15 protein-coding genes are annotated in these 24915 nt (G+C 64.0%); 3 read left to right on the forward strand and 12 right to left on the reverse strand.

Annotated features, from left to right (window positions below):
- Positions 1–9 precede the first annotated feature (9 nt).
- From KR227_RS07075 to zomB, 10 genes are all read right to left on the reverse strand, one after another.
- The gene (locus KR227_RS07075; RefSeq protein ID WP_218364630.1) at positions 10–4851 is read right to left on the reverse strand and encodes a type I polyketide synthase; all 4842 of its coding nucleotides are present in this window, start codon (positions 4849–4851) and stop codon (positions 10–12) included.
- 145 nt (positions 4852–4996) lie between these two features.
- A complete protein-coding gene (locus KR227_RS07080) occupies positions 4997–6826 on the reverse strand; it encodes a FadD32-like long-chain-fatty-acid--AMP ligase (RefSeq protein WP_218364632.1) in 1830 nt (609 codons plus the stop codon).
- 167 nt (positions 6827–6993) lie between these two features.
- A complete protein-coding gene (locus KR227_RS07085) occupies positions 6994–7896 on the reverse strand; it encodes a cutinase family protein (RefSeq protein WP_218364634.1) in 903 nt (300 codons plus the stop codon).
- Positions 7897–7901: 5 nt separating this feature from the next.
- Entirely contained in the window at positions 7902–8348 is a 447-nt protein-coding gene (locus tag KR227_RS07090) for a hypothetical protein (RefSeq protein WP_218364637.1), read from the reverse strand.
- A 24-nt stretch (positions 8349–8372) separates the two neighbouring features.
- Positions 8373–10298: an alpha/beta hydrolase-fold protein gene (locus tag KR227_RS07095; protein ID WP_218364638.1), complete on the reverse strand. Its 1926-nt coding sequence runs from the start codon at positions 10296–10298 to the stop codon at positions 8373–8375.
- Positions 10299–10630: 332 nt separating this feature from the next.
- Positions 10631–11653 (reverse strand): alpha/beta hydrolase family protein, encoded by a 1023-nt coding sequence (locus KR227_RS07100; RefSeq protein ID WP_218364640.1) that lies wholly within the window; start codon positions 11651–11653, stop codon positions 10631–10633.
- 312 nt (positions 11654–11965) lie between these two features.
- Positions 11966–12976, reverse strand: a complete 1011-nt coding sequence (locus KR227_RS07105) for a decaprenyl-phosphate phosphoribosyltransferase (RefSeq protein ID WP_218364642.1) — start codon at positions 12974–12976, stop codon at positions 11966–11968.
- Positions 12973–13491 (reverse strand): phosphatase PAP2 family protein, encoded by a 519-nt coding sequence (locus KR227_RS07110; protein WP_218364644.1) that lies wholly within the window; start codon positions 13489–13491, stop codon positions 12973–12975. The genes KR227_RS07105 and KR227_RS07110 overlap by 4 nt, the downstream gene beginning before the upstream one ends.
- Positions 13484–15457, reverse strand: coding sequence for a glycosyltransferase (locus KR227_RS07115; protein ID WP_218364646.1), 1974 nt, complete (start codon positions 15455–15457; stop codon positions 13484–13486). The genes KR227_RS07110 and KR227_RS07115 overlap by 8 nt, the downstream gene beginning before the upstream one ends.
- Before the next feature lie 178 nt (positions 15458–15635).
- Positions 15636–17429 carry a flagellar motor control protein ZomB gene (gene zomB, locus KR227_RS07120; RefSeq protein WP_218364648.1) on the reverse strand — a complete coding sequence of 598 codons (1794 nt, stop codon included), beginning with the start codon at positions 17427–17429 and terminating at the stop codon, positions 15636–15638.
- A 73-nt stretch (positions 17430–17502) separates the two neighbouring features.
- Between zomB and KR227_RS07125 the strand changes: the two genes are divergently transcribed.
- Positions 17503–18696, forward strand: coding sequence for a trans-acting enoyl reductase family protein (locus tag KR227_RS07125; RefSeq protein WP_218364650.1), 1194 nt, complete (start codon positions 17503–17505; stop codon positions 18694–18696).
- A 6-nt stretch (positions 18697–18702) separates the two neighbouring features.
- Positions 18703–19563 carry a mechanosensitive ion channel family protein gene (locus KR227_RS07130; protein WP_218364652.1) on the forward strand — a complete coding sequence of 287 codons (861 nt, stop codon included), beginning with the start codon at positions 18703–18705 and terminating at the stop codon, positions 19561–19563.
- Here the strand turns inward: KR227_RS07130 and KR227_RS07135 are convergent.
- Positions 19560–20927 (reverse strand): MFS transporter, encoded by a 1368-nt coding sequence (locus tag KR227_RS07135; protein WP_218364654.1) that lies wholly within the window; start codon positions 20925–20927, stop codon positions 19560–19562. The genes KR227_RS07130 and KR227_RS07135 overlap by 4 nt on opposite strands.
- 410 nt (positions 20928–21337) lie before the next feature.
- Entirely contained in the window at positions 21338–22483 is a 1146-nt protein-coding gene (glf, locus tag KR227_RS07140; protein ID WP_218364656.1) for a UDP-galactopyranose mutase, read from the reverse strand.
- A 228-nt stretch (positions 22484–22711) separates the two neighbouring features.
- On the opposite strand from glf, the gene KR227_RS07145 reads away from it, so the two are divergent.
- On the forward strand, positions 22712–24913 hold the full coding sequence (locus tag KR227_RS07145) for an N-acetylmuramoyl-L-alanine amidase (RefSeq protein WP_218364658.1): 2202 nt from the start codon (positions 22712–22714) through the stop codon (positions 24911–24913).
- Positions 24914–24915 lie beyond the last annotated feature (2 nt).

Raw genomic sequence — 24915 nt, forward strand, 5'->3', positions numbered from 1 at the left:
ATCCTCTTGCTACTCGAGTTCAACTATGCGGCGGCTCAGATATGAGCCCACCTTTGCAATCTCGGGCTCATCCACCACTGCGAGGTGATCGCCCTTGAGGTGCACAATTTCTAACTCATCAACGATACTCGACCATCCGCCATCTTCGTCAATCGACGCGTAGCGTGGCTCTAACTCGATTGCGCCATCGTGCATCCGCTCCGCGCGGAAGAGCACTACCGGGCACTGCACCTCCGCCCAGGTGTGGAAATCCACCTGATCGAGGATGCGGTTATCCACAAAGCTGGCCCGCTGATGCTCCAGCACCCCGGCACTCAAACCGTGCTCGCTGGCATCGGTGGTGGCGAGGAATTCCGTGAGCATTCCCAGCAGCGCCTCCTCGCCGGCGGACTCCAGCAAGTCATAGGGCACGGGGAAGTCGATGCCATAGGTTTTCTTGGCGAAGGCCGCATAACGACCCCAGCGCGCCTTGGTCTCCTCCAGGGTGTCCGGCACCTTCTCCGAGGGCTGCACCGTATCCAATAGCGCCACCAGCTTGGGCTCATTCGCCGTGCCCTGCAGCTGGCGGGCGACCTCCATGGCCAGCGCCCCGCCGAAGCTCCAGCCGCCCAGCACAATCGGGTGACCATCCGCCCGAGCAACGATATCGTCCACATATTCCGCGGCACGCTCCGCGAAACTTCCCTCGAGCCGCTCCACGCCATAGACCGGAACCTCCTCCGGCAGGCGACGCATCAGCGGCTGGTACACCACCGAGGAGCCACCCGCCGGGTGGAACATGAACAGCGCCGGGGATGTGGAGCCCTCGGGGCGTTCCCGCAGCACCCGAATAGTGCCCTCCACCTCGGTTTCGAGCCCCTCGCGCACCAGGTTGGCCAGCGTTTCCAGGCTCTCGGCCGCGCGCACCGCATCCGCGGAGACGTCCACGCCGCACCGCTCAGTGAGCCGGGCCGCCATTTGTTCTGCCTGTTCCTCGCTGATTTCCGGCAGCGCGCTCGTCACACCCCGCGCCGCCCGGCCCGTAATGGTGGCCCAGGTAGCAAAGACGAGGCGCTCCGAGGCGTCACGCGGGGCGACACCCACGCCGTTACTCTCCTCGCTGAGTCGCTTATCGACGTCGTCCTCTGGCGCGGCAGCATCCTGCTCGGCGGTCTCCGGTGCGGCCGCGGGCTGCTGCTCGGCCGCGGGTGCCGCAGTGCTCTCTGATGTGGCCTCTGCGGCGGTGTCGCGGCTGTGCACCTTCTCGGTGACGATCTGCACCACATCGGCCACGGAGGCATCGCGCAGCGCCTGCACCTGCAGCGGCGGAATCTGGAAATCGTGCTCGATGCGATTCTTGATGCGCATACCCATGAGGGAATCGAGGCCGAGATCAATCAGGGGCAGCTCGGCGGGCAGGTCTTCCAAGTCATAGCCCATCGACTCCGAGACGATCATGCGCAGTCGCTCCTCCACGGTTTCCCCAGAGGCGGGATCCCAGACCTGCACACCGAATTCCGCATCCTCCACCCCAGGGGGCGGGGTGGCTGCAGCCGCGCCGGCAGCCGGAGCCGCCGGGCCGGGGTTGGCGGTGGTGGCCTCGGCGATGCTCGGGGCAGCGGCGAAGCCCTCCGCTACCAGCGTGCTCTCCCTGCCGGAGATGGAGTAGACGCGCACATCCACGCCGCCAAGAGAGGTGGAGGCCGTGGTGGTGATCTCACCGGTGGGCGCCAGCGGGTTGCGATCCTCGACGAGCACGACCTGGGCACCGGGCAGGAGGGCCTGGGCGGCGGCGTCGATAAGCGCATGGGAGCTGGGGACCAGATCCGCCTGAGTGGAAAAAGCGACCGTCCCGTCGGGAAGAACCACCTTGGAGCCGGGCAGCTGCGGCGAACCGCCGGCCGGGCGGGCAGCCGTCCAATAACGCTGCTTCTTCCAGCGCATGGTGGGAAGCTCCGAGCAGGGGCCATCGCCGAAGAGCACAGAAGCATTCACCGGCTGGCCCTGGACATAGAGCTTGGCGAGGGTCTCTCGCAGCGAATCCGCCGCCGGAACCTTGCGCTTGAGCAGGAACAAGAGCTGCGCATCCGGTTTAGCGACCGAGAAGGCAGTATTCATCATCGGCATGAGCGCCACCGGGTTCGGAGAGATCTCCACCAGGGTCTCATAGCCATGCGCAAAAGCCTGCTCGGTGGCGTCCTGGAACCACACCGAGTGGCGGGTGCAGGTGACCCAGTAGTCAGCACCGTGCACCACCTCGCCCGGGGTGTAGACGCGGCCGCGCTCCACCGAGCTGAATAGCGGAATGGATATCGGCTGCGGCTCGATGGGGGCGATCTCTGCATAGAGCTCGCCCAAGATCGGATCCAGCGCACTGGTGTGACCGGCGCCCTTGACGTTGAGCAGGCGGGCGAACTTACCCTCGGATTCCAGCTGCTCCACGAAGGCGGTGACGGCCTCGCGCGGCCCGCCGACGGTGGTCATGCCGGGGCCGGCATAGACGGCCGGCTCGATCCCCTCGGGGAGATCATCGGAGGCGGTCTCCACCAAGGCCATGGCGCCGAGCTCGTCCTCGGGCAGGGAGCGCTCGCCCTCACCCATGAGGCGGGAGCGGTGGCAGGCGATCAGCATGGCATCGGCGGCGCTGAGGCCACCGGCCGCATAGGCGGCGGCGATCTCGCCCATGGACATGCCCATCACGGCCGCTGGTTTCACCCCCAGCTCAGCCATGTAGTCGGTGAGCGCGATCTGGATGGCGGTGATGCCCACCTGCGCGGTCTCGGTGTCATAGTTCAGCTCGTCGCTGAGGATGAGCTCCTCCAGCGACCAGCCGGACTCGAAACGAATGATCTCATCCAGCTCGCGAATACGCGCCGCGAATATCGAGGAGGAGGTGAAGAGATCCTTGGCCATCTTGCGATGCTGCGAACCAAAACCGGAGTAGACGAATACCGGGCCGTTCTGGGCGGGGGCATCCGCCACGGCGATACCGTGCGACTTCTTGCCTTCCGCGACCAAGCTCAGTCGCTTCTGCAATTCCTCGCGATCCTGCGCCACCACGGCGGCCCGGGAGCGGCCATGATTGCGCTTGGCGGTGGCACGAGAGATCTCCACCGGCGTGGCCTCGGGGTGGGCCTCCATCCACTCCACTAGAGCGGCGGCGGCCGCCTTGCGGCGCGAGGGCACCAGCCCAGAGACGGTCACCAGCGCGCCCTCGCCGCCGAGCTGCGGCTGCTGCACGGGGCGCGGCTGCTCATAATCTGCGGCGAGGAACTCAGAGACCACCACATGGGCATTGGTGCCGCCGAAGCCAAAACCGGACACACCGGCCAGTTTATGGCCGGAGTACTCGGGCCACTCCCGCGGATCCTCCACGGCTTCGAGATGATCGGCGTCAAAGTTGATATAGCGGTTGGGCGAGCTAAAGCCCGCCAGCGGCGGCACCGTATCGTGCATCATGCTCAGCACCACTTTGATCATGCCCGCAGCACCCGCCGCGGACTCGGTATGGCCAAAGTTGGTCTTTGCGGAGCCCAGCAGCAGCGGTTCGGCGTTGCCGCGCTGCGCTCCCAAGACCGCGCCGAGGGCCTGGGCCTCGATGGGATCACCGAGGATGGTGCCGGTGCCGTGGGCCTCCACATAATCCACTGCGGCCGGATCCACCTGGGCATCGGCATAGGCGCGACGCAGCACATCCACCTGGGCTTCCGGGTTCGGGGCGGTCAGCCCATTCGAGCGGCCATCAGAGTTCACCGCCGAGCCCTTAATCACGGCCAAGATGGAATCGCCGGCCGCGAGCGCGTCGTCGACACGCTTGAGCACCAGCACCCCCGCCCCATCGGAGCGCACGATGCCCTTGGCATCATCGGAGAAGGCCTTGATCCCCTCTTCCGAGATCACGCCCAGCTCGCCGAAGGCGATAGAGACAAAGGGCGCAGCCAGCACGTTCACGCCGCCAGCGATGGCGGTATCGGCTTCCCCGGCGCGCAAATCGCGCACCGCTTGGTGCACGGCGACCAGCGAGGAGGAACACGCAGTGTCCACGCTCACCGAGGGGCCGTGGAAGTCGAAGGCATAGGAGACGCGGTTCGGCACGATGGAGCTGGCCGTGCCGGTGAGCGCATAGGGGTGCATCTCATTGGGGTCGGCGGAGACCAGCATGCCGTAGTCATTATTAGACGAGCCCATGTACACGCCGGTGCGGGTGCCGCGCAGCGTGTTTGCGGGAATGCCGGCGTGCTCCAGCGCCTCCCAGGTGAGTTCGAGGGTGAGGCGCTGCTGCGGGTCCATATTGGCGGCCTCCACGGGAGACAGGCCAAAGAACTCGGCGTCGAAGCTCTGAATGTCATCGAGATAGCCGCCCGTGGTAGGCACCTTGCTCAAGCGGGCCTGGGTGACCTCATCGGCGGCGTATTCGGACCAGCGGCCCAGCGGCAGATCGCCGGTCATGACCTCGCCGTCGACTACCCGCTCCCACATTTCCGCCGCGGAGGACGCGCCCGGCATACGAGCGGCCACACCGACGATGGCGATATCGTGCGTGCCCGGGGTGAGCATGCCACCCTGCAGGCGCGACGCGGCCGGGGCGGAGCTCGGGGCCGGGGCGTGTGCCCCACCGCCGGAGACGAACTCCGCCAGCGCCCGAATAGTTGGGTGCTGATACGCGACCGTGGCGTCGAGCTGCACCCCGGTGAGGCTCTCCAGCTCGCCGGAGAGAATCACCACATCGCGGGAGGAGAGCCCGAACGATTGCATGGGCGTATCCACGTCCACGTCGTCCACGGATAGCTCAGTGTTCTCGGCTACCCAGCGTGTCAGCCACGCCGACAGCTCGTTCACGGAGGTAGGACCTTGACCCTGGTTCTCGTTCACAACTCACCTAACTACGACAGAAAACGGCCCTCACACCCATGATCCGGTGGAACACACTGAATCCCGGTGGAGGGCCACAGTAACAGCGTTCGCCGCGATACCCGCGGAGAGAAGCCGCCAGAATGCGGCCGTTACCGTTATGTTACTAAATAGTTGCTAGATACTGGCGCTGGCTCACCTTGCGCGCGATCTTTCCGCTCGAAGAACGGGCGATGCCCTCCGGCGGCAGGATGCGTACCTCGTGCGGTTGCACGCCATGGCCCTGCACCACGGCGGCGCGGATATCCTGAATAGCCTGCTCATCGCCGTCTTCCTCGGCCGAGAGATCGCGCTCCGCGAGAATCACGAGCTTCTCCACGTCATCGCCCTCGATGGCGAAGGCAGCCACGCAGTTGGGGCGCACATGCTCGCTTGCCGACGCCACCGTGTATTCAATGTCCTGCGGGTAGTGGTTACGGCCCGCAATCACGATGAGGTCCTTGAGCCGGCCGGTGATATAGAGCTCGCCGTCGAACATCACGCCCAAGTCGCCGGTGGCCATCCAATAGCCGTCCTCTGGAGCGGTGGGCACGCGGGACTCCTCGAGCTTCGCGGCCAGCTTATTGCGGAAGGTGGCCACAGTATCATCGGGGCGATCCAAATAGCCTTGGGCCATATTGTCACCATGCGCCCAGATCTCGCCGATCTGACCATCAGGCAGCTCGGTGCGGGTCTCGGGGTCGACGATGGTGCAGAGCTGCGTCGGCACGGCCTCGCCATTGGAGGCGAAGGCCACGGTGGTCTCCGACTTCTCGCGGATCTCCGCCCGTCCCTCGGACAGGGCCTGGCGATCGAAGTGGCTGATGACCGGGCAATTCCCGCGCTGCGGTGTGGTGACCATGAGCGATGCCTCGGCCAGGCCATAGGAGGGGCGCAGCGCCGAACGGCGGAAGCCCTGCGGCTCGAAGGCGCTGAGGAAGGACTCCACGGCGGCCTCGGTGACCGGCTCGGAGCCGCAGATCAGGCCCTCCACGGCGGAGAGATCCAGATCCTCTGCCCCCTCGGTGTAGCGGGCGGCCAGTTCCAGGGCGAAGTTGGGGGCCACCGTGTAGACGTGCTGATCGCCCTCGCGGCGGCTGAGCTGGTTGAGCCAGCGGGAGGGGCGCTGCACGAAGTCGCGGGGAGACATCAGCTCTTGGGGCAGGCCCAGAATGGTGACGAAGATAGCCAAGATGATGCCCATGTCGTGGTGCAGCGGCAGCCAGGTGGACAGGCGCAGCGGGAACTTGATGTCCACGGCGCGGAAGATTTGCAGCACATTGGTGAGAATGGAGCGGTTGCTCAGCACCACACCCGCCGGGGTGCGGGTGGAGCCGGAGGTGTACTGCAGAAACGCGGGCATATCCAGCGGCAGCATCGCCCGGGCGGCCATGGCCTGCGGATCGGACATGGGGTTGACGTATTTGGCGGCCGTGGAATCCGGCAGCGCGTCCACGGTGAGCACGCGCGGGCGCTCGCTGCCGGGCAGCTCGGCAAAGAAACCGCGGACGGCGGCGGCGGTGCGCTTATTGCTGAGCACGATGCGCGGCTCGCAATCAGCGAAGACGGCCTGCAGGTGCTCGGAGTGGCCCGGCTCATTGGGATCGTAGAGCGGCACGGGCACCGTGCCCGCATAGAGCGCTCCGAGGAAGCCAAAGATGTACTCGGGGCTGTTATTGGCCATGATGGCCACCCGATCACCGCGCTCGCTCACCTGCTGCAGCCGCGCGGCCACGGCCTTGATGCGGGTGTTGATCTGGGAACGCGTGTAGGTAACCAGCTCGCCCTCGCGGCTGGCGCTAAAGTCCCAATAGCTCAGGCACACGCGGTCGCCATCGCCCTGGGCAGCCCCAGCTTGATAGGACATCTCGGCCAGCCCCGCCAAGCTCAGCATGGGAGGCAGAACGATATTGCCTTCGCTATCAAAAAACTTGCCCAACACTGCGTTGAGATCCATTGGCATTACCCCTGTCGATGATGCACGCGCTGTGTCCGCGTGGTGCTTATGTGACTATTGTCAAGTACGGCTACCAGACTATTACTTTGTGGCGCAAAAATTCAAAAAGCGGCGACACGGGCGGATGAACCGTCCCTGTCGCCGCTGCGCGAGCCACCGCGGCTGTTCTATCCGATGAGCTCCTTGGCCCACTGCACCGTCCACTTATCGGCGGTGGTACCAGGCACCACATATTCGTTCTGGGCGTACCATGCGTGCACCCCATTGACCTCCAGCATGGCTTGCGCCCGCTCGAGAGCATTGCGCACATCGCGTGGCGCGTCGCAGATCGGATCATCGGGGGCACAGACATCCATGACGCGATCGTTGAGCTCGCCGAAGCCCCCGGCTCGGCTGCCCCGCATGGTGGCTCCCGGCACAATAGGCTGCACCACGGCGTTGAGCGGATGCAGGGCGATCTCCGCGCCCACGCCGCCGACCTGAGTACCGGGCACCACGCCCACCCCCGGCTCGCGGCGGCCATCGGCGATCAGCGCCGCGCCCTTGATGCGATCGGCGGGGATGACGCCGCGACCATTGCCGATATCGGAGACGATATCGCCCACGATCACCGCACCCTGGGAAAATCCGGCGAGGATGAACTCGGTATTCGGGCACTGCTGATGAGTGGCCACCAGTTCGGCGTTGAGCCGGTCGATGCCCTCGGTACGGGAATCGTCATAGCTCATCTCCGTCAGCGCATTGATATTGCGGAACTGGGCCGTATAGGGCAGGGTCCAGACCTTCACCTCCTGCTCGCTATAGGCCTCGGCGAGAGGCCGCGAGATGGTGAGCATGAAGGAGCGCTCATTGGCGGTGGGATTCGCGGGGTCATCATCCGCGCTCGACTCCCATGTGCCCGGGGCGGAGATGAACTCCACACGGGGGCAACCATCGGGATCTGCGGCATCGCCATCCGACGCTGCCTGCTGCCCGGAGTTCTGGGGATTGCTCGTGAGCCAATCGCCCACACCCACCAGAATGACGCCGAGCATGACCACGACGGCAAGGATTGTGAGGAGCTTTTTCATGAGCTCTAGCAGTACGCCTTCTCGGCGGCATCCGCAATGCGGTCCGCCAGCTGCTCAACGTTGAGCTCGCTGCGACCCTGCTGATCCAGCTGCCCCGCGACCGCGTTGAGCAGCACGGAATCGCGCCCCTCTTCGCACACCTCTTGGGCAGTGGCCACCAGTTGGTCCTCCACCCCATTGACATCGACGCCCTTGAGTTCTTCGAAGAACTCGACCTCCTTGGGGTCTCCCGGCTCAGCGCCCGGGATCGACTCGATCTCCCGCGCACTCTGATCCGCCGGAGCCTCCTCGGTGGGCGAGCTCGGCTCACTGGACTTCTTGTCCTTGTCCTGTGTGGACTGCTCGCGGTGCAGAGACTCTACCTTGGGCTCCTCGGGTGCCTCCGAGGTTGAGGAGCCACAGCCAGAGAGCACACTGAGAGCCGCCACGCATAGAACCGCACGCTTCAGCATGGGGGTCCGCCCTTCCTTCATCGCTTATTTCTTCACAATGGTGCCGTTGACAGCCTCAAGGGTGCCACCCTCGAACTGCTGACGCTGCCCACCGGCCGGGATGTCCTCGGTGTCGCTGGTGGGCCAGCCGAGCGGGCCGGTCTCCCACTTCTGCTGGGTCCAGTAGTCGCGGATCGGGCCATTCTTGATGATCTTGGCGCCGGTCTTGGGGCTCCAGTAGATCACGCCGCCCTCGAACTCCTGCAGGGCGCCGCCGGGGATGAGGCGCTCGGCCGCAATCGGGGTGCCGATGCCGGCATCGCCCAGTCCGGAATCCTTGAGCTTCTGCGCAATCGCGCCGATCACGGTGACGGTGCGATTATCCGGGGTGCGGGCAATAACGCCGCCCTGGAATTGCTGCATCAGGCCCTCGCCCACGGCCACCGGCGCTGCGGTCGGGTAGCCGAGGCGACCCCTCTCGTAGTCGCTCTCGCCCCATTCGCGCACAATATCGGCGGGCACGGCCACCGCCCCGGTGTCCGGGGTCCAGTAGATCGAGCCATTCTCGAAGTGGTTATAGCAGCCGACCTTGTCTGGGGTGGTGCGCTCGTGCGTCTTCGGGAAGCCCAGCCAGGAGCTGGGGCCACCGATCTCGGAGTAGCGGGCGCTAATGCGGCCGTTGAGCACCCAAGCACCGGTCTTTTCGGACCAGTAGGCGCGGCCATCACGGAAGTCCTGGGCCACACCGCCGGCCACCGGGTATTCGTTGGTGACGCAGTCGCCCCAGCGGCCGGACTTGGTCACCTCGCCAATGGCGCCCTGGGTGATGCACTCGATGCCGCGATCCTCCTTTTTCATGCCGAGTGCATCGGCGATGTGCGGCCAGGCGTTTTTCATCTCGAACTGCCAGTAGGGCCATGCGTGCACCCCGGAGTCACGGAAGCGGACGATCACGCCCACATCGGCCTGCTTGGCCTTGTTCACGAAGGTCTGGGAGCTCAAGCGCGAGAGCACCTCAAGCCCCTGACCGGCGTAGTTCTGCTGATCGGCGGGGTTGCTGGCGCGTCCCGACCCAGCGGAGACATAGACCTTCATGTCCTTCATGGCCTCGATCCCCAGCTTGGGATCGTGGTCGATCCACGCCTGGCTATAGAAGGGGCCCCACATCTTGGCGGCGTTATAGCCGCCGGCATCCGTCATGGCGGCGGTAATAGCCTCCGGCATGCCGGTCGTGGTGGTGTCCAGGTATCCGGAGAAGGATCCGGCGAAGCGGAAGAGATCCGGGCGGTGCTGTGCCAGGTTGAAGGCACCGGTGCCGCCCATCGACAGACCCACCACGGCGCGCTGATCATTGGTCCGGAAGCCCTCCTTGAGCACCGCGGCCATCTCCTGGGTGAGGAAGGTCTCCCACATGTAGTGCTTGCCCTTGTCCGGCTCGAGCCAGTCGGAGTAGAAGGAGGACTCGCCGCCTACCGGCATCACTACGTTGATGTTCTTGTCGGCATAGAACTGCTCGATATCGGTTTCGATCGTCCAGCCGGACTCGTCATCGCGGGCGCGCATGCCATCGAGCGCCCAGAGCGAGGGGAAGGTGGCGTCGGGATTGGCGTACCAGTCGCGGGCCAGCAGCACCTGCACCGGAATCGGCTCGCCCGGCATCGCCGCGGAGTTGATATAGATCTTGATGTGGCGATCGCTGAGGTATTCCACCTTCGCCACGCTCACACCCTCGGGCAGCCCGTTGATCTCGGGAAATTCGGTGCGCACCGGGGTGCGCGACGGGGTGCCCTCTGGACGCAGCGAGTCGGTGAAACCAGAGGAGCTCAGGCTCGAGCCAGGCGTCTGCGCCTGGGCTTGCGGCAGAGGCAGCACGGTGACGGCAAGAGCGATCGACGTCGGGATGGCTGCGAGCGCAATCTTGAGGGAACGTCGCGACGAACCTGTGCGAGGAGCAGAAGTCGAGTTGAACATGTGCTTTCCTTTAAGCGGCGTGGTGGAACCTAGTGCTAGTGAGTGGATAGCTCGCGAACGACAGCGCGAGCATGCAATGCGGCACACGTGACTGCGAGGAGCCAACGGAGAGCCGAACTGCTCGGATTCATCACACTGCGGAGCCGGAAGTTCCCCTCCTCCGGCGCGCGCGGAGTGCGCATTGGAATGTAAGTTTAAGTATAACTTTAGACTTTAGGTTCAGCGACACGCCACCAGCAGCGAAAAACCGCACGCCGGGAATATAAAAACCGCCTCCCTGCCGAGCGTGACTCGTGCGGGGAGGCGGGTGCTGTCGCAGTGGCTATGCGGGCTTAGCGGGCGCGCATGCCATCCAAGATCCAGCCCTCGGACTGGTGCAGCTGGAAGTTCCACTGTGCCCAATCGTGGATACCGATGGGCGGGAAGTTCGTGGTGAAGTTCAGGCCGGCCGTGCGGGCCTTAGCCTCCCACATGCGGGTGGAGGCAAGGGCGCTGGCCTCCAGCAGGCCGCCAGCAGCGATCACGTTCGGCGGCAAGTTGCGGGTGATATTCGGGATACCGGAGGCAGCAGAGATGTAGACATTCGCGCCATTGGCGCGCAGCTTATCCATATTCATGAAGGGGTCTTCCGCCACCCGGCGCGGATCCGCCATGGAGGAATACATGTTCATGATGTTGTAACCGCCCACATCAAGCAGGGCGAGGCCAAGGAGAATCTCCATGCCCGGCAGGGTCTGGGTGAGATAACCGGAGAAGGACGCGACCTGGCGGAAGCGATCTGGGTGATTGGCGGCCAGGTTCATGGCAGCGGTTCCACCCATGGACAGGCCGATCACAGCGTTGTTGTGGCGCGCCACACCGAAATGAGTAGCCAGGTAGTCCGGCAGCTCCTTCGAGAGGAAGGTGTCCCACTTGTAGTTCACGTAGTTTCGGGGATCAACGGTGGCATCGCCGTGCCAGTCGGTATAGAAGGAACCAGCGCCGCCCACCGGCATCACGAGGGTGATGTTGTCATTCAGGAACAGCCTCGGTGCCTCAGTCTCAAAGGTCCACGCATTGGCGGTGTCGAGAGCGCGCATGCCATCGAGCATGTACAGGCCTGCATTGCCGCCACGGCCAGCAGGCTGAATCTGGACTGGAACGTTGCGGCCCATAGCGTGGGAGTAGACATCACACCGTTGAATCGAGTGCGCCTCCGACTCGCACTTTCCAGTGGCGTCCGGCCGCAGCCAGTCGCGGTTGCCGGCCTGGGCGTTCGAGCTGGTCGCCACCATGACGCCGAGCGCGGTGCAGAGGGCCAGCAACACAGCGGCGATGGTGCGTCCACTGCGTCGCAGCGAGGCTGCATAATTCATGGTTCTCCTAGAAAAGTCTTAACTCTCTGTCATTCGTACACCCAGCACATCCCGTGACGGCCAGGCGCTCTACGTCCCCGCCCCTGCTGAGGGCATAGGGGTAGCGCGTCCACAGTGTGAATCGATCACCGTGACTCATTTGTTACACAGCTAAACGCTACACCATAAAAAAGGGGAATACCCAAGAAAAAAGTGTCGCCTAAGCTAGGCGACACTCGCGCGCATGGGCGCAGATATCGGGGATATACTGCGCCTCCCTGATATTTTCCCTAATTCACGCTAAGGATAGGACCCTGTCTCGCACCCCACCTATTAGAGGGTTCCTGGAGCTAAGTAGACGGCCAAAACAATGCACAGGATCCACAGCACGGCCAGGGTTTGCAGCGGCCGATCCCGCAGGGCCACCTCATCGGGGGCGCCGCCCTCGCCGCGGTCGATATCCGAGGCATAGCGCATGATCGCCACAGTGAAGGGCACCATAGAGATCTGGTACCACACCGCCCCATCGCCATCGGCGGCCTGCGCCATCTGGAAGCCCCAGAGGGCGTAGAAGATGATCACGGCAGTGGCCGCCATCTGCCAGACGAAACGCAGATAGGTGGGGGTATAGCCCTGGAGGGACTTGCGGATCTTTGCGCCGGTCTCCTGCGCCAGCAGATACTCGGCATAGCGCTTGCCGCCGGCCATGAAGAGCGAACCGAAGGCAGCCACCAGCAGGAACCACTGGGAGAGCGCGATACTGGCGGCCACGCCACCGGCCATGGCGCGCAGCATGAATCCGGAGGAGACCAAGGCAATATCGATCACCGGCTGGTGCTTCCAGCCAAAGCAGTAGCCAAGCTGCAGCACGATGTACACAGACACCACCACGGCGAGGTTCGTCCCCGAGGTCGCCAGCAGCGAGACGCCCACGGCGCCCGCGATGAGCACGAGCGCCATGCCATAGGCCACGCCCACGGGCAGTACCCCGGCGGCGATGGGCCGGAAACGCTTGATGGGGTGTTCGCGGTCGGCCTCTACATCGCGGGCGTCATTGACCAGATAGATCGACGAGGCCGCCATGCAGAACACGGCGAAGGCGATCACGATATCGCGGAAGGTGGTGACGGTGAACGCCTCCACACCGGCAGCCAAGGGGGCGGCCACCACGAGCACGTTTTTCACCCACTGCTTCGGGCGCAAGGCCTTGATCATGCCATCCAGCAGGTTGCGGGGCGGCTGATGCTGGGAGCCCACGTCCAAGCCGCGGGTGTGCGGTTCTGAGCCAATCAGGCCGGTGTCCTGGTCCGCGGGACCAGCATCGTGGGCCTCAGTGCTCGTCATACTATCTCCTTCAGCTTGTCCTCTAGCAGCGTGTCCACCAGCTCTGCACTGAGCCAGCCCAGGGCGGCACCAGCGGCCACATCCGTGGGATAGTGCACCCCCAGAACGAGTCGCGAGGCCATCATGAGCGGCACCCCGACCAGCGGCGCGGGCGAGCCCGTGACATGGGCGGCATAGGCCAGCGCGGCGGTGGTGGAGGTCGAATGCGACGAAGGGAAGCTTAAGCGCGAGGGCGTACCCACGCCAATTAGGATTCGCTCATCATGTGGTCGTCGCCGCCGGACGATGCGCTTAATAATGACGCTCGCGGCATGGGAGCTGAACGCGGCGGCGCTCAGCCCGAGCCATTGGGCGCGGCGGGGCCGATCGACAGCGGCAAGTACCAGCCCCGAGCCCATCCAGCCGGCGGCATGCTCGCCGAAAAAGGACATGCCGCGGGCGAAAGGAAGCACCAAGGGGGCGTCGAAAAGCCGCTGCTGGATGGCCACCAAAATGTCGGCTTCAGCCTTACTCATCAAAAATCTTCCCCCAGGCCTCGCGCGAGGTCAACACCTCGTGGTGCGCCCGGTAGAGGGTGCGCAGCTCCTCGAAGCGCTCGGCCACTTCCTTCTGCAGGCTGCGGGATTCCTCCCATAGCGCCTTCGCCTTGGCGCGATCGCGCTTGCGATACACCACTCCCCTACCATCGGCGGTGGTCACGGTGGCGCCGTCCACGCGGGACAGCGAGAACCAGCGGGCCTCGAGCGGCGAGAGATTGGCCTGCGGCACCTCGTGGTGGTCGTCGTTTTCCTTGGACAGCGAGTGCTTAATGCCCTTGGCGAGCCACACGGCCTTCTTCAACGGTGCAAGACGACCGCCAATGTCGTGGGTGGGCACGCCCGGAATGCCGGTGGCCTTGGGCAGCTCTGCGGCGGTGGGCAGCACCACGGCATCGGGATAGTCCTTGCGGATCTGCTGAATGCGCGGCAGCGAGGACTCGAGGATATCGAAGAGCCGCTCCGGGCCGGCCAAGAAGTCCTTCATGGCCTCGTTCTGGATCGCCACGGTGGAATACTCCAAGCACATGAGGTGCTTGAGGGTGGCCTTGCGCATGGACTTGATGATGCCGTCCACCGGCCCCTCATGATTCAACGCGGCCACGATCAGGCGATTACGCAGGTGGAAATAGGCCTGCCAGTCGATGGCATCGTCCTTATCGGACCAGGCCATATGCCAGATGGCCACGCCCGGCCAGGTGGCGGTGGGATAGCCATGGGCCCCGGCGCGCAGGCCGAACTCGGCGTCGTCCCACTTGATGAACAGCGGCAGCGGCTGCCCGATCTCCTCGGCCACCACGCGCGGGATCATGCACATCCACCAGCCGTTGTAATCCACATCGATGCGGCGGTGCAGGTCGCGGGAGTGGGGGGTGCCGGGCTTATCGCCGAAGTCGCCGCGATCGCTCAGCGGGTTCTTGGCGAAATCGTGGTCATAGTGCACAAAGGGAGCGGAGGTCCACATGAAGATGGAGCGGTCGATCACCTCGCCCATGGAGTGCAGGTGGGAGCGTTCCTGCAGGTTGAGCATCTGCCCGCCGACGAGGATCGGGGAGGTGGCGTAGCGGGCCACCTGCAGGGCGCGCAGCACCGAGTCGGGTTCGATGGCGATGTCATCATCCATGTAGAGGATGTAGGGCGACTGCTTCTCGCCGGCCGCGCCCGTGCCATCGGCCCCGCCGAGGGCCTCGTACATGATGCGGGAATAGCCGCCGGAGCCGCCGAGATTGCCCTGGCGGAACTCGAAGAAACGATCGCCAAAGGCGGCCACGGCATCGGCATAGCCGGGCTCATCGGCGGGATGCTTATTCCCCTGATCGGGCATGATGACGGTATCAATCACCGCATCCACATCCGGATCAGAGGCCAGGGCCTCAAGGGCGGCCACGGCATCGGCGGGGCGGTTGAAGGTGGGAATACCCACGGTGACGCGCGGCTCGAAGGGGCCAACGGTGCTGCCATCGGGCATCACCTGCGGTTGTGGGGCGCAGGGGGCGTACCAGCCGGCCTTGGTGATGGTCACCTCGCTATCGCTGGTGACATCGAACCAGAGCCAGCCACCGTCCTCGAAGGGGGCGAGGGAGCATTCGAACTCGATCACGCCGCCCTCGCTGAGACCGCCATTGACGGCGATCCGGGCGCCATCAATCTTGGATCGGTAGACGTCGATACGCGCGTCGCCGTCCATCTCCAGGCGCAGCACAACGGAGTCCAGCTGGGACCAGCGGCGCCAGTAGCTGGCGGGGAAGGCATTGAAATAGGTCTGGAAGGAGACCTCACAGCCCTCGGGAATCGTCACTGCGGTGCGGCTATCCCATCGGGCACGGGCAGGGTTTTGCTCCGACTCGATCAGATAGAGCATCCGCACATCGCGGGGCTCGCCGCGCTTCGGCAGCAGCACACGCTGCAGCTGTTCCACTGCGAGGAACTTAGTATCAGCACTCATAAAAAGTTTTTAGGCCTTCCGATTCTTCGGGCACGTTTTATCTGCATCAACGATAGTCGCCGCCCCGCCTATACGCCGCCACACACTCGTGGCGGGGAGAAAAATGTGAGAGGCATCAACCCTCTCTCCTGCGCTTATCGACGCCATCCCGCCGCCACCACGACGCGACAGGCAAGTCCTAATTCCAGGTGATGGGCTTCCCGCTCGACGGCACATCGCTGTAGGTATGGGGGTCGAACTCCACCGTGAAGATGCCCTTGCCGCTCAACGCATAGCGAATATTGGCCAAGAAACGGTGCATGCTCATCGGCTCGCGATAGCTGGCGGCCAGCTCCTGAAACTCAGGGGTGTATAGGGCGTGCCGCGCGGCCTCGACGGCCTCGCGATCCACTCCTAGTGGCAGGCGGTTGATATCTGTGGAGGATTCGGCCAGCACCCAGGGCAGGGAGAGCAGCTTGTCGTGGCCAATACGCTCGCTCTCCAAGCGGGGGGAGCGGGCCGCCAAGGGGGTGGCGAGCCCCACCGGCTCCAATACGCGCACGTCCAGCGGGGAGTTCATGCTGGTCATGCCGAGGTTGATGTAGTTAATCGTGGGCGCGAAACGATCAAAATCCCCCTGCCCCACGGTGCGGGGATACGCCACCCAGTGCCGCTCATCGGTCTCGGGGTTAATGGCCAAACCGAGCACGGCCGCCTGCCCGTGCTCGGCCAGCTGCAATGCTTCGGGAAAGCCCTGCATATTGGGGAAGGTGAGGAAGTTCTCGGCCAGCAGCAGCGGCTCGGTCTGTGGGTCTCGGCCGGTGGTTTCATAGTAGAAGCCACGCTCATCCACGATGTTCAGATCCGAGTCCTTCTCCGGGATCTCCCAAGGATGGCCGCGATAGGCGACCGTGCCCGACCAGCCGGCGATCAACACCGCCTGCACCGCCAGCGCCAGGGCGATGGGGCTGCGTTCCAGCCGCAGCGGCAGCACCGCCGCGGGCAGCAGGAGGGCGAAGAGCGGCAGCAGCAGCATGCGGCCATGCATGAAGTCACCGCCGACCCGCAGCACATAGAGCACATGTACTAAGGCACAGGCCACAAACACCGCGGTGACGAGCACCGGCCGGCGCTGGGCGGAACTGCCCAAAGCGGCCGTGCCGGCCATAAGCGAGATGACAGCCAAGGCCACCGGCAGCACATAGGGGTGGCTGAAGTCGCGAAGATAGTTCAGACCCGAGGCCCATTCCGCCCCGCTGGCGGATTTCGCCACCGCGGTCTGCGGGACCAGCACTCCGTAGTAGCCCATGCGGAAGATCTCATAAGCCAGGGGCACCGGCAGCGCCGCCGCGAGGACGAAGCCGCGGGAGCGCCAACTCTGCTCCCCCACCACGAGCACGATGATCACCACCCCGCCATAGAGCGCCAGTTCGGGGCGCACCAGCCAGCTCATTCCGGCAACAAAACCGACGAGTGGGGCGGCGATATCATCGAAGCCCCAGCGCAGGAATACCCACCACAGCGCGGCGAGATAAAAAATAGACAGCCCCCACTCCAGCCCAGAGGTGGCGAAATCGCGTGCGGGGGGCAGGGCGAAATACACCAGCATGCCCGCAGGCAGCAGGATCACTGTGGCCCCGCGATAAAACCGTGCCGAGGCCAGCACCCCGATCACTGCCGCGCCCGTGGTGAACAGCAACGCCAGCGCCAAGGCCACCATCTCCAGACGAGCATGGGTGAGCACTCCGCCCACATAAATAAGGTATTGCCACAGCGTGGAGGTATTGGCCTCCACCCGTTCGCCGATATTGAACACTGGGCCGTGGCCGGCCTGAAGATTGCGCACCGTACGCAAGACGATGAGGCCATCGTCACTCATCCAGCGGCGCATCCAGCCGCCCACGAAGGCGAAAACGGCAACAAGCAGGGCGGACGCTGCAGTAGACAGCGCCAGCGGGGTGCGGCGGGGATGGCGGCGCCGGTGTCGGCTCATGACTGCACAGTTTAGCAGCGCCCGGATGCTCCAGCGCCTTAGCGGAGGTGGAGGCTGTTAGTCTATGGACACTATGAGCAGCGCTAACCCATCCCGTGACTACGACATTGTGCTCTTTGGCGCCACGAGCTTTGTGGGCCGAATAATCGCCCGCTATCTGCTGGAGCACGGCGGCGAGCGCCGGCTCTGCTTCGCCGGCCGCTCCGAGCACACCCTCACTGAACTCTATGGCGAGACACAGGTGCCCGTGCGCGTGGCCGATGCCAGCGATGCGGCGGCTATGGCCGAGCTCGCCCGCAGCGCCCGGGTGATCATCACCACCGTCGGCCCCTATGCCCGCTATGGCCGGGCGCTGGTGCGCGCCTGCGCCGAGGCCGGCACCCACTATGTGGATCTCTCCGGCGAGGCCGAATTCGTCCAAGATAGTGTCCGCGAGCTCGACGATCTCGCCGCAGCACGCGGAGCGAAAATCATTCACTCCTGCGGTTTCGACTCTGTGCCCTCCGATCTGGCCTGCTGGCTGCTCGCCGAGCACTGTGGCGGGCAGCTCGGCACGGTGCAGATGGTGGTTTCCGATCTGGTCGGCGGGGTCTCGGGCGGGACCATCGCCTCCATGCTCAACTCGCTGCGCACTGGGCGCCCCGCGGCCCGCCACCCCTATGCATTAAATAATGAGCTCTATGGTCCGGCGCCCAGCGAGGAGGCGTCGTCACGCCCCCGTTTGGGACGCGGGGAGAGTCTCGCGCCGTTCTTTATGGCCGGCTATAACGTGCGCCTGGTGCGGCGTTCGGCCTGGCTGCTCGACTATGGCGAGTCCTTCCGCTACAGCGAGGTGCATGATCTCGGCTCACGGCCGCGGGCGCTCGCCTTCACCGCTGTGCTGGGCGCGATCAGCTATCTCGCGCAACGGGACTGGGGGCAGCGGGTGCTGCAGCGGCTATTCCCCGCCCCAGGAGAAGGCCCCAGCGAGCAGCAGCGCGCCACAGGGCGTTTCACGGTGACCACCACCGAGCTGGCCAGCGGCCACAGCGTACGCATCCACCACGACCGCGACCCCGGATATGACAGCACCGCGCTGATGATCAGCGAGATTGCGCTGTCGCTTCTCGACGCGGACTCCCCTGCCACCGCCGGCGTGCTCACCCCAGCCACCGGCGGCGGTGCGGCCGCGCTGCGCCGTCTCCGGGCAGCCGGAATGGAGATCCACACCTGCCCGGCGAGTACCGCTGACCACACTGATTCTTCTGCCGACGAGAGAAAGAAATAAACAGAGATGCTGGCGACTATTCTGGCGCAGCAGTCCAGCGCCGCCGAGGGCGGAGTCACCGCCGATCAAGTTCAACAAGCGGTGCGCATGCTCACATGGGAGAAGGTGGGCATTGGCGCCCTGATTTTCCTCGTCGGCTGCATGCTCGCCTGGGTGGTGCTCAAGCTGACGAAGCCGCTGCTCGTCACCGTGGGGCGCGCCCCGGTCTCGGCGCGGGCCTTCGCGCAGATCGCAGCGTGGGCGGTCATCATTATCGCCTTTGGCGTGGCCATTACCTACACCTTCCCCTCGATTAAGCCGGTCAATATCATTGGCGGCTTGGGCGTGGTGTCCATCGCCGCCGGTATTGCCTTCCAAACGGTGCTGGGCAACATGTTTGCCGGGCTGGTGATTCTCATGCGGGAAAAGCCGGTGGTGGGCGATCAGATCGCCATCGAGGATATTTCCGGCACCGTGACAGACATTAACCTCTCCACCACCACGGTGCGCACCTTTAATGGCCGCCAAGTGCTCATTCCCAATGGCACGGTGCACACCTCGATGATGACGGTGCAGACCCACAATGAATGGGTGCGGACCTCCTTCGACGTGGAGATCCGCAATCCCAAAGACTATGAGCGGGCCCGGGTGATCGCCATAGAGGCGCTCAACGCCGAGCCCGCTGTGCTCAATGAGCCGGAGCCGGTGGCCGTGCTCCGCGATGTGGTGGGAGGACTGGCCACCATGGAGATCCGCTTCTGGTCCGGATCCCGGCAGATGGAGACCGTCACGTCCATGGACGCGGCGATCGTGGCGGTGATCAAGGCCCTCGCGGCGCAGGGCGTCGCGATTGGCCCGACCACCGTGGTGGAGATGGAGGAGAACTAGGAGTTCTTCACCTTTTCCGCGTGGGCCTGCATGAGCCGCCGCTCATCGCGGCCCACCAGTGCGAATAGCAGCACGGTGATCACGCCGAAGATAATGAAGATAGTAAAGGCCATATCCCAGCCGTAGTTCTTCACCACGACGCCCACGCCGGTAGAGGCGAGCGTCGCACCCAGCAGGTAGCCGAAGAGGCCGGTGAAGCCTGCGGCGGTGCCGGCGACATTGTGCGGAGAGAGGTCAATGGCCTGCAGCCCGATGAGCATCACGGGGCCGTAGATGAGGCCACCGATCATGCCCACGAGCAGGATGAGCAGCCACATCGGGGTGCCCACGGGAAGCAGCCAGTAGAAGAGGATGCACACCACCACACCGACACTGAAGAGCATGCCGGCGCCGGAACGCCAGCCGCGGAACACCTTGTCGGAGACCACGCCGCAGAGGATGGTGCCAACAATGCCCGCGAGCTCGAAGGTGGCGAAGCCCACCAGGCCGCTGCCGATCTCTGCGTTGTGCTTATCGTGCAAGAACACGGTGATCCAGTTGAGCACGCCATAGCGCAGGGCGTAGACGAAGACATTGGCGATGGCCAGCATCACGATGGTGCGGTTGGTGAGCACGTGCTTCAACACTCGATCCAGAGTGCTGGTGTCATCGTCCTCGTCGACATCCACCTTGGCGGGGTCGTGGCGGTATTCCTCGATCGGCGGCAAGCCTTCGGCCTCGGGCCGGTCACGCACCAAGAGGAAGCCGATGGCGGCCACCACGAGGGCGACCACGGCCGGCACCCAGAAGGCGACCTCCCAGGTATCGGGGAACATCCACAGGCCGAGGGCGATGAGGGCGGGCAGCGCCGCGCCGCCCACATTGTGGGCGGTATTCCACAGCGAGGTTTTAAAACCGCGCTCATTCGTGGAGAACCAGTACACCAGGACGCGACCGCAGGGCGGCCAGCCCATGCCCTGCACCCAGCCGTTGATGAACATGACGGTGGCAAACACCGTGACCGAGGCGGAGACCCACGGCACGAAAGCGATGAAGAGGTTCACAATCGCCGAGAGCGCCAGGCCCAACGGCATGAAGTAGCGGGCATTGGAGCGGTCAGAGACCATAGCCGAGAAGAATTTCGACAGCCCATAGGCGAACAGCACGGCATTGGCGATCACGCCGACGCCGACCACATCGATGTGGCCTTCTTTCACCAGCAGCGGTGCCACCGCCGAGATGTTGTTGCGCACCAAATAGAAACCGGCGTAGCCGATGAAGATACCCATGAACACCTGCAGACGCAGGCGCGGGTAGAGGCGGTCGATTTCTTCAGAACTCTTTCGGGGTGCCGCCGGCGGGGCAGCGAGCCATGACATACCCATGATCTCTTCCGAGCTCCTTTTCTCTTAACAATCTGAATAGGGCCAGTGTTCTGCGGGCTCCACATTCCTCCTTCGGGCGCGGCGCGCAAGCAACACTAGTTCTCAGATTAACGCCGCCTAAGAAGAACACTCTGAGCACCATTTGCTCCGCCTACGTAAGAGTCAGTTAAGCGAGAGGATCAGTGCAGCTCAACCCCACCCCCTTCCCCCATGCCACCCCTCGCCTTGTGATGATTGTCTCCACCCGAATCTGTGCCATAGACGCACGGAACCACCCGAGCGGGGGTAGCTAGGGCAATAGTGATACCTCTTTAGACATAAAGAAAACAGGGCCGAGGCGGCTTAACCGGCCTCGACCCTGTGTTCGGGGGTGACGCCTGCGCGAGATGGCGTCGATAAGCGAAAGAAGGCTAGAGGATATCGCGCAGCTTGTTATCGAACATGCTCAGCGCGGAGGCAATAGCCATGTGCATATCCAGGTATTGATAGGTGCCCAGGCGGCCGCCGAAGAACACCTGATTGCGCTCCTCCTCGTCCTTGGCGAGGGCACGGTAGCGGCCGAGAATATCGCGATCCTCCGGGGTGTTGATCGGGTAGTACACCTCATCATCGCCCTCGGCGAAGCGGGAATACTCCTTCATGATCACGGTCTTGTCATTCGGATAGCTATCGCGCTCCGGGTGGAAGTGGCGGAACTCGTGGATGCGGGTATAGGGCACGTCCGCATCGTTGTAGTTCATCACCGAGGTGCCCTGGAAATCGCCCACCGGCAGCACCTCGAGCTCGAAATCAAGGGTGCGCCAACCGAGACGCCCCTCGGAGTAGTCGAAGTAGCGATCCATGGGGCCGGTATAGACCACGGGCACGCCGCTATAGCGCTCGCGCACCTCGAACCAGTCGGTATTCAGCTGCACCTCGATGAGCTCATGCTCGGCCATCTTCTCCAGCCACGCGGCGTAGCCGTCTACCGGCAGGCCCTCGTAGGTGTCATTGAAGTAGCGGTTATCGAAGGTGTAGCGCACCGGCAGGCGGGTGATATTCGATGCCGGCAGCTCCTTCGGGTCGGTCTGCCATTGCTTGGCGGTGTAATCCCGAATAAACGCCTCATAGAGGGGGCGCCCGACCAGCGAAATCGCCTTTTCTTCGAGATTCTGGGCGTCATCGGTGTCCACCTCGGCGGCCTGCTCCTCGATAAGAGCCTTGGCCTCCTCGGGGCTGTAGTACTTGCCGAAGAACTGCGCGATCAGCCCCAGTCCCATCGGGAACTGATAGGCCTGGCCATCATGCATCGCGAACACACGGTGCTGGTAGCCCGTGAAGGAGGTGAACTGATTCACATACTCCCAGACCCGCTTATTGGAGGTGTGGAAGAGGTGCGCGCCATAGCGGTGCACCTCAATGCCGGTCTCCGGCTCCTTCTCGGAATAGGCGTTGCCACCGAGATGCCCACGCTTTTCGACGATCAATACCCGCTTACCCAGTTGCGAGGCAGCACGCTCCGCAACCGTGAGCCCAAAGAGGCCTGAGCCCACAACAATGAGGTCATAGTCAGTCATATCTCCGAAGCTTAACCAAGTGGCCCCAGCAAAGGGTGATGGCGGGGCCGCGACGCAGAAGAAGAACCGGAGGGCACAATGCCCAGCGTATGTGGACATGTCAGCCACCAGATCAGCCCCACGCCCTGCACGCTGACCACATTCGTACCAATTTTCCCAGCTTTATACTAAGATTTACAAAGGTTAATTTACGTTTCTCCAGCAACAACCCTCAGGGGGCAATCCATAGTGCAGCAACGACGACGGTTCCTCGGCCGAACGGGGCGGCCGCTCACTGCCATCGTGGCGGCGGCAAGCGTGATCCTCGGCTCCGTAGTAGCCATGAACTCCGAGACCATCCGGCCCACCGACTCCGTCGCGGCCGACCCGATTAGCGTCAGCGAATCCTCCATCTCCTTCGACAGCGGCGACAACGTGGTGGTTACTGACCCCGCAGTAGACAGCCAAGGCGAGGGCGAGGGTGAACGCACCGTCAAACAATTCACCCGCGACGAGGAATTCTCCATGTTCGCGCTCACCTGGGACGGCACCAAGGACTTTGTGGCCCACTTCCGCGCCAAGGACGACGCCGGCAACTGGGGCCCCTGGTATGAGGCCGAGCCCCTCAACGAGAGCAGCGGCGGCGAAAAAGACGGCACCGAGCTGATCTACCTCGCCCCCACCCACTCCGTGCAGGTCTCCGTGACCAACGTGGACCTGATCTCCGGTGGGCCCACCAATCTCGATGCCGTGTTCATCGACGGCAACGCCTCCACCGACCCGCGTGCCGGCATCGAGCTGGCCGCCGATTCCGATGGCATGCCCAGCATGATCTCCCGCGCCGGCTGGGGCGCGGACGAGTCCAAGCGCTGCATGAACCCCACCTACGATGACCACGTTTCCGGAATCACCGTGCACCACACCGCCGGCAGCAATAACTACACCGCCGCCCAAGCGGCCGCCCAGGTGCGCGGCATCTATCACTACCACGCCGCCACCCTCGGCTGGTGCGATATCGGGTACAACGCACTGGTAGACAAGTTCGGCAATATCTACGAAGGCCGCGCTGGCGGCCTCAACAAGGCCGTGCAAGGTGCGCACGCCGGTGGCTTCAATCAGAACACCTGGGGTATCTCCATGATCGGCGACTACTCCACCCAGAACCCCACCACCGCCACCATCGAGTCCATGGGTAAGACCATCGGCTGGCGCACCGCCGTCGAGGGCCTCGACCCCACCGGCTCCAGCATCCACTACTCCGAAGGCAGCCACTACACCAAGTACCCTGCCGGTACCGCGGTGAAACTGCCGAATATTTTCGCGCACCGCGACGTGGGCAATACCACCTGCCCCGGCGACGCCGGCTACGCGCAGATGCTGAAGATCCGCACCATCGCCAAGAAGACCTACGACGCCATCAACGCTGGCGCGGTGGGCACAAGCAGCGATACCGAGACCTCTACCGCGGAGAGCAGCACGTCGACGGCGGCTGCTGAGACCACCACGGAATCCACGAGCGAGAGCAGCACTGCCGAGACCAGCACCACGGAAACCACCACGGAGCCCGCTGCGGAGACCACGAGCGAGAAGGAGCCCACCCCGGCGACCTCGAGCACCACTCCTGCAGCAACGACGACCACGTCTTCTGTAAGCACTACACCGAGCACGGCGGAGAACACCTCCGAGACCGCGGCGGAAACCACCACGGAGACCACCACGGAGACCACCAGCGAGAAGGAGCCCACCCCAGCGACCTCCACCACCACGCCTGCGGAGAAGGAACCCACCCCGGAACCGGAGGAGGACTCTGCGACGGAACCCACCCCGGATTCTGAGGTGGATCTCACCGGCGAGGCCGATCAAGAGGCATCCGCGCTCTTCTCCCGCGCCCTCGGTGCCATCATCGATCATGTCCAAGGCCGCAGTGTCGATGTCTCCGAGATTCTCGATATCGTCGGCTCCATCTTGGCCCTCGTGCTCAATTCCGAGAACGCTTCGAGCATGCAGAATGGTGCGCTGGATGAGGTGGGCAATATCCCGATGATCGATGATTTGAGCATCGCCGATCTGCCGGTGTTTGTGCCGAAGAAGATCACCACCACTGGAGATAGCGTCGAAGCGCAGAAATACAACGAGATTGATAACCGCTTCGGTCCTGTATTGGGCAGCCCGCGCGGTGGCGTGCACTACGCATCGCCCTCGGAGGCCGTGGGCGAGCTGCGCTATGTGCCCTTCACCGATGGTGTGATCATCTCCTCCCCCGAGGGTGGCACGCACGCGCTGTGGGGCGAGATCGCGGATGCGTGGGCCTCGACCGGACTCGACGCCGGCATCCTGGGTTTGCCGACCAGCGATCAATATGCCACCGAGGACGGCTACCGAGTGGACTTCATCGGCGGCCACATCAGCTATAACCCCACGGATGGCAGCCTCGAGATTATCGCCCGCTAGGC

Origin of the sequence: Corynebacterium sp. TAE3-ERU30, assembly GCF_019209925.1 — a bacterium.
Classification (GTDB): domain Bacteria; phylum Actinomycetota; class Actinomycetes; order Mycobacteriales; family Mycobacteriaceae; genus Corynebacterium; species Corynebacterium megadyptis.

Bases quoted from the DNA above. Each gene is read 5' to 3' on its own strand.
- KR227_RS07100 (WP_218364640.1), bottom strand. From the start codon at position 11,653: ATGAATTATGCAGCCTCGCTGCGACGCAGTGGACGCACCATCGCCGCT.
- KR227_RS07125 (WP_218364650.1), top strand. From the start codon at position 17,503: ATGAGCAGCGCTAACCCATCCCGTGACTACGACATTGTGCTCTTTGGC.
- KR227_RS07080 (WP_218364632.1), bottom strand. From the start codon at position 6,826: ATGGATCTCAACGCAGTGTTGGGCAAGTTTTTTGATAGCGAAGGCAAT.
- KR227_RS07130 (WP_218364652.1), top strand. From the start codon at position 18,703: ATGCTGGCGACTATTCTGGCGCAGCAGTCCAGCGCCGCCGAGGGCGGA.
- KR227_RS07095 (WP_218364638.1), bottom strand. From the start codon at position 10,298: ATGTTCAACTCGACTTCTGCTCCTCGCACAGGTTCGTCGCGACGTTCC.
- glf (WP_218364656.1), bottom strand. From the start codon at position 22,483: ATGACTGACTATGACCTCATTGTTGTGGGCTCAGGCCTCTTTGGGCTC.
- KR227_RS07085 (WP_218364634.1), bottom strand. From the start codon at position 7,896: ATGAAAAAGCTCCTCACAATCCTTGCCGTCGTGGTCATGCTCGGCGTC.
- KR227_RS07115 (WP_218364646.1), bottom strand. From the start codon at position 15,457: ATGAGTGCTGATACTAAGTTCCTCGCAGTGGAACAGCTGCAGCGTGTG.
- KR227_RS07135 (WP_218364654.1), bottom strand. From the start codon at position 20,927: ATGGGTATGTCATGGCTCGCTGCCCCGCCGGCGGCACCCCGAAAGAGT.
- KR227_RS07105 (WP_218364642.1), bottom strand. From the start codon at position 12,976: ATGACGAGCACTGAGGCCCACGATGCTGGTCCCGCGGACCAGGACACC.
- zomB (WP_218364648.1), bottom strand. From the start codon at position 17,429: ATGAGCCGACACCGGCGCCGCCATCCCCGCCGCACCCCGCTGGCGCTG.
- KR227_RS07110 (WP_218364644.1), bottom strand. From the start codon at position 13,491: ATGAGTAAGGCTGAAGCCGACATTTTGGTGGCCATCCAGCAGCGGCTT.
- KR227_RS07090 (WP_218364637.1), bottom strand. From the start codon at position 8,348: ATGCTGAAGCGTGCGGTTCTATGCGTGGCGGCTCTCAGTGTGCTCTCT.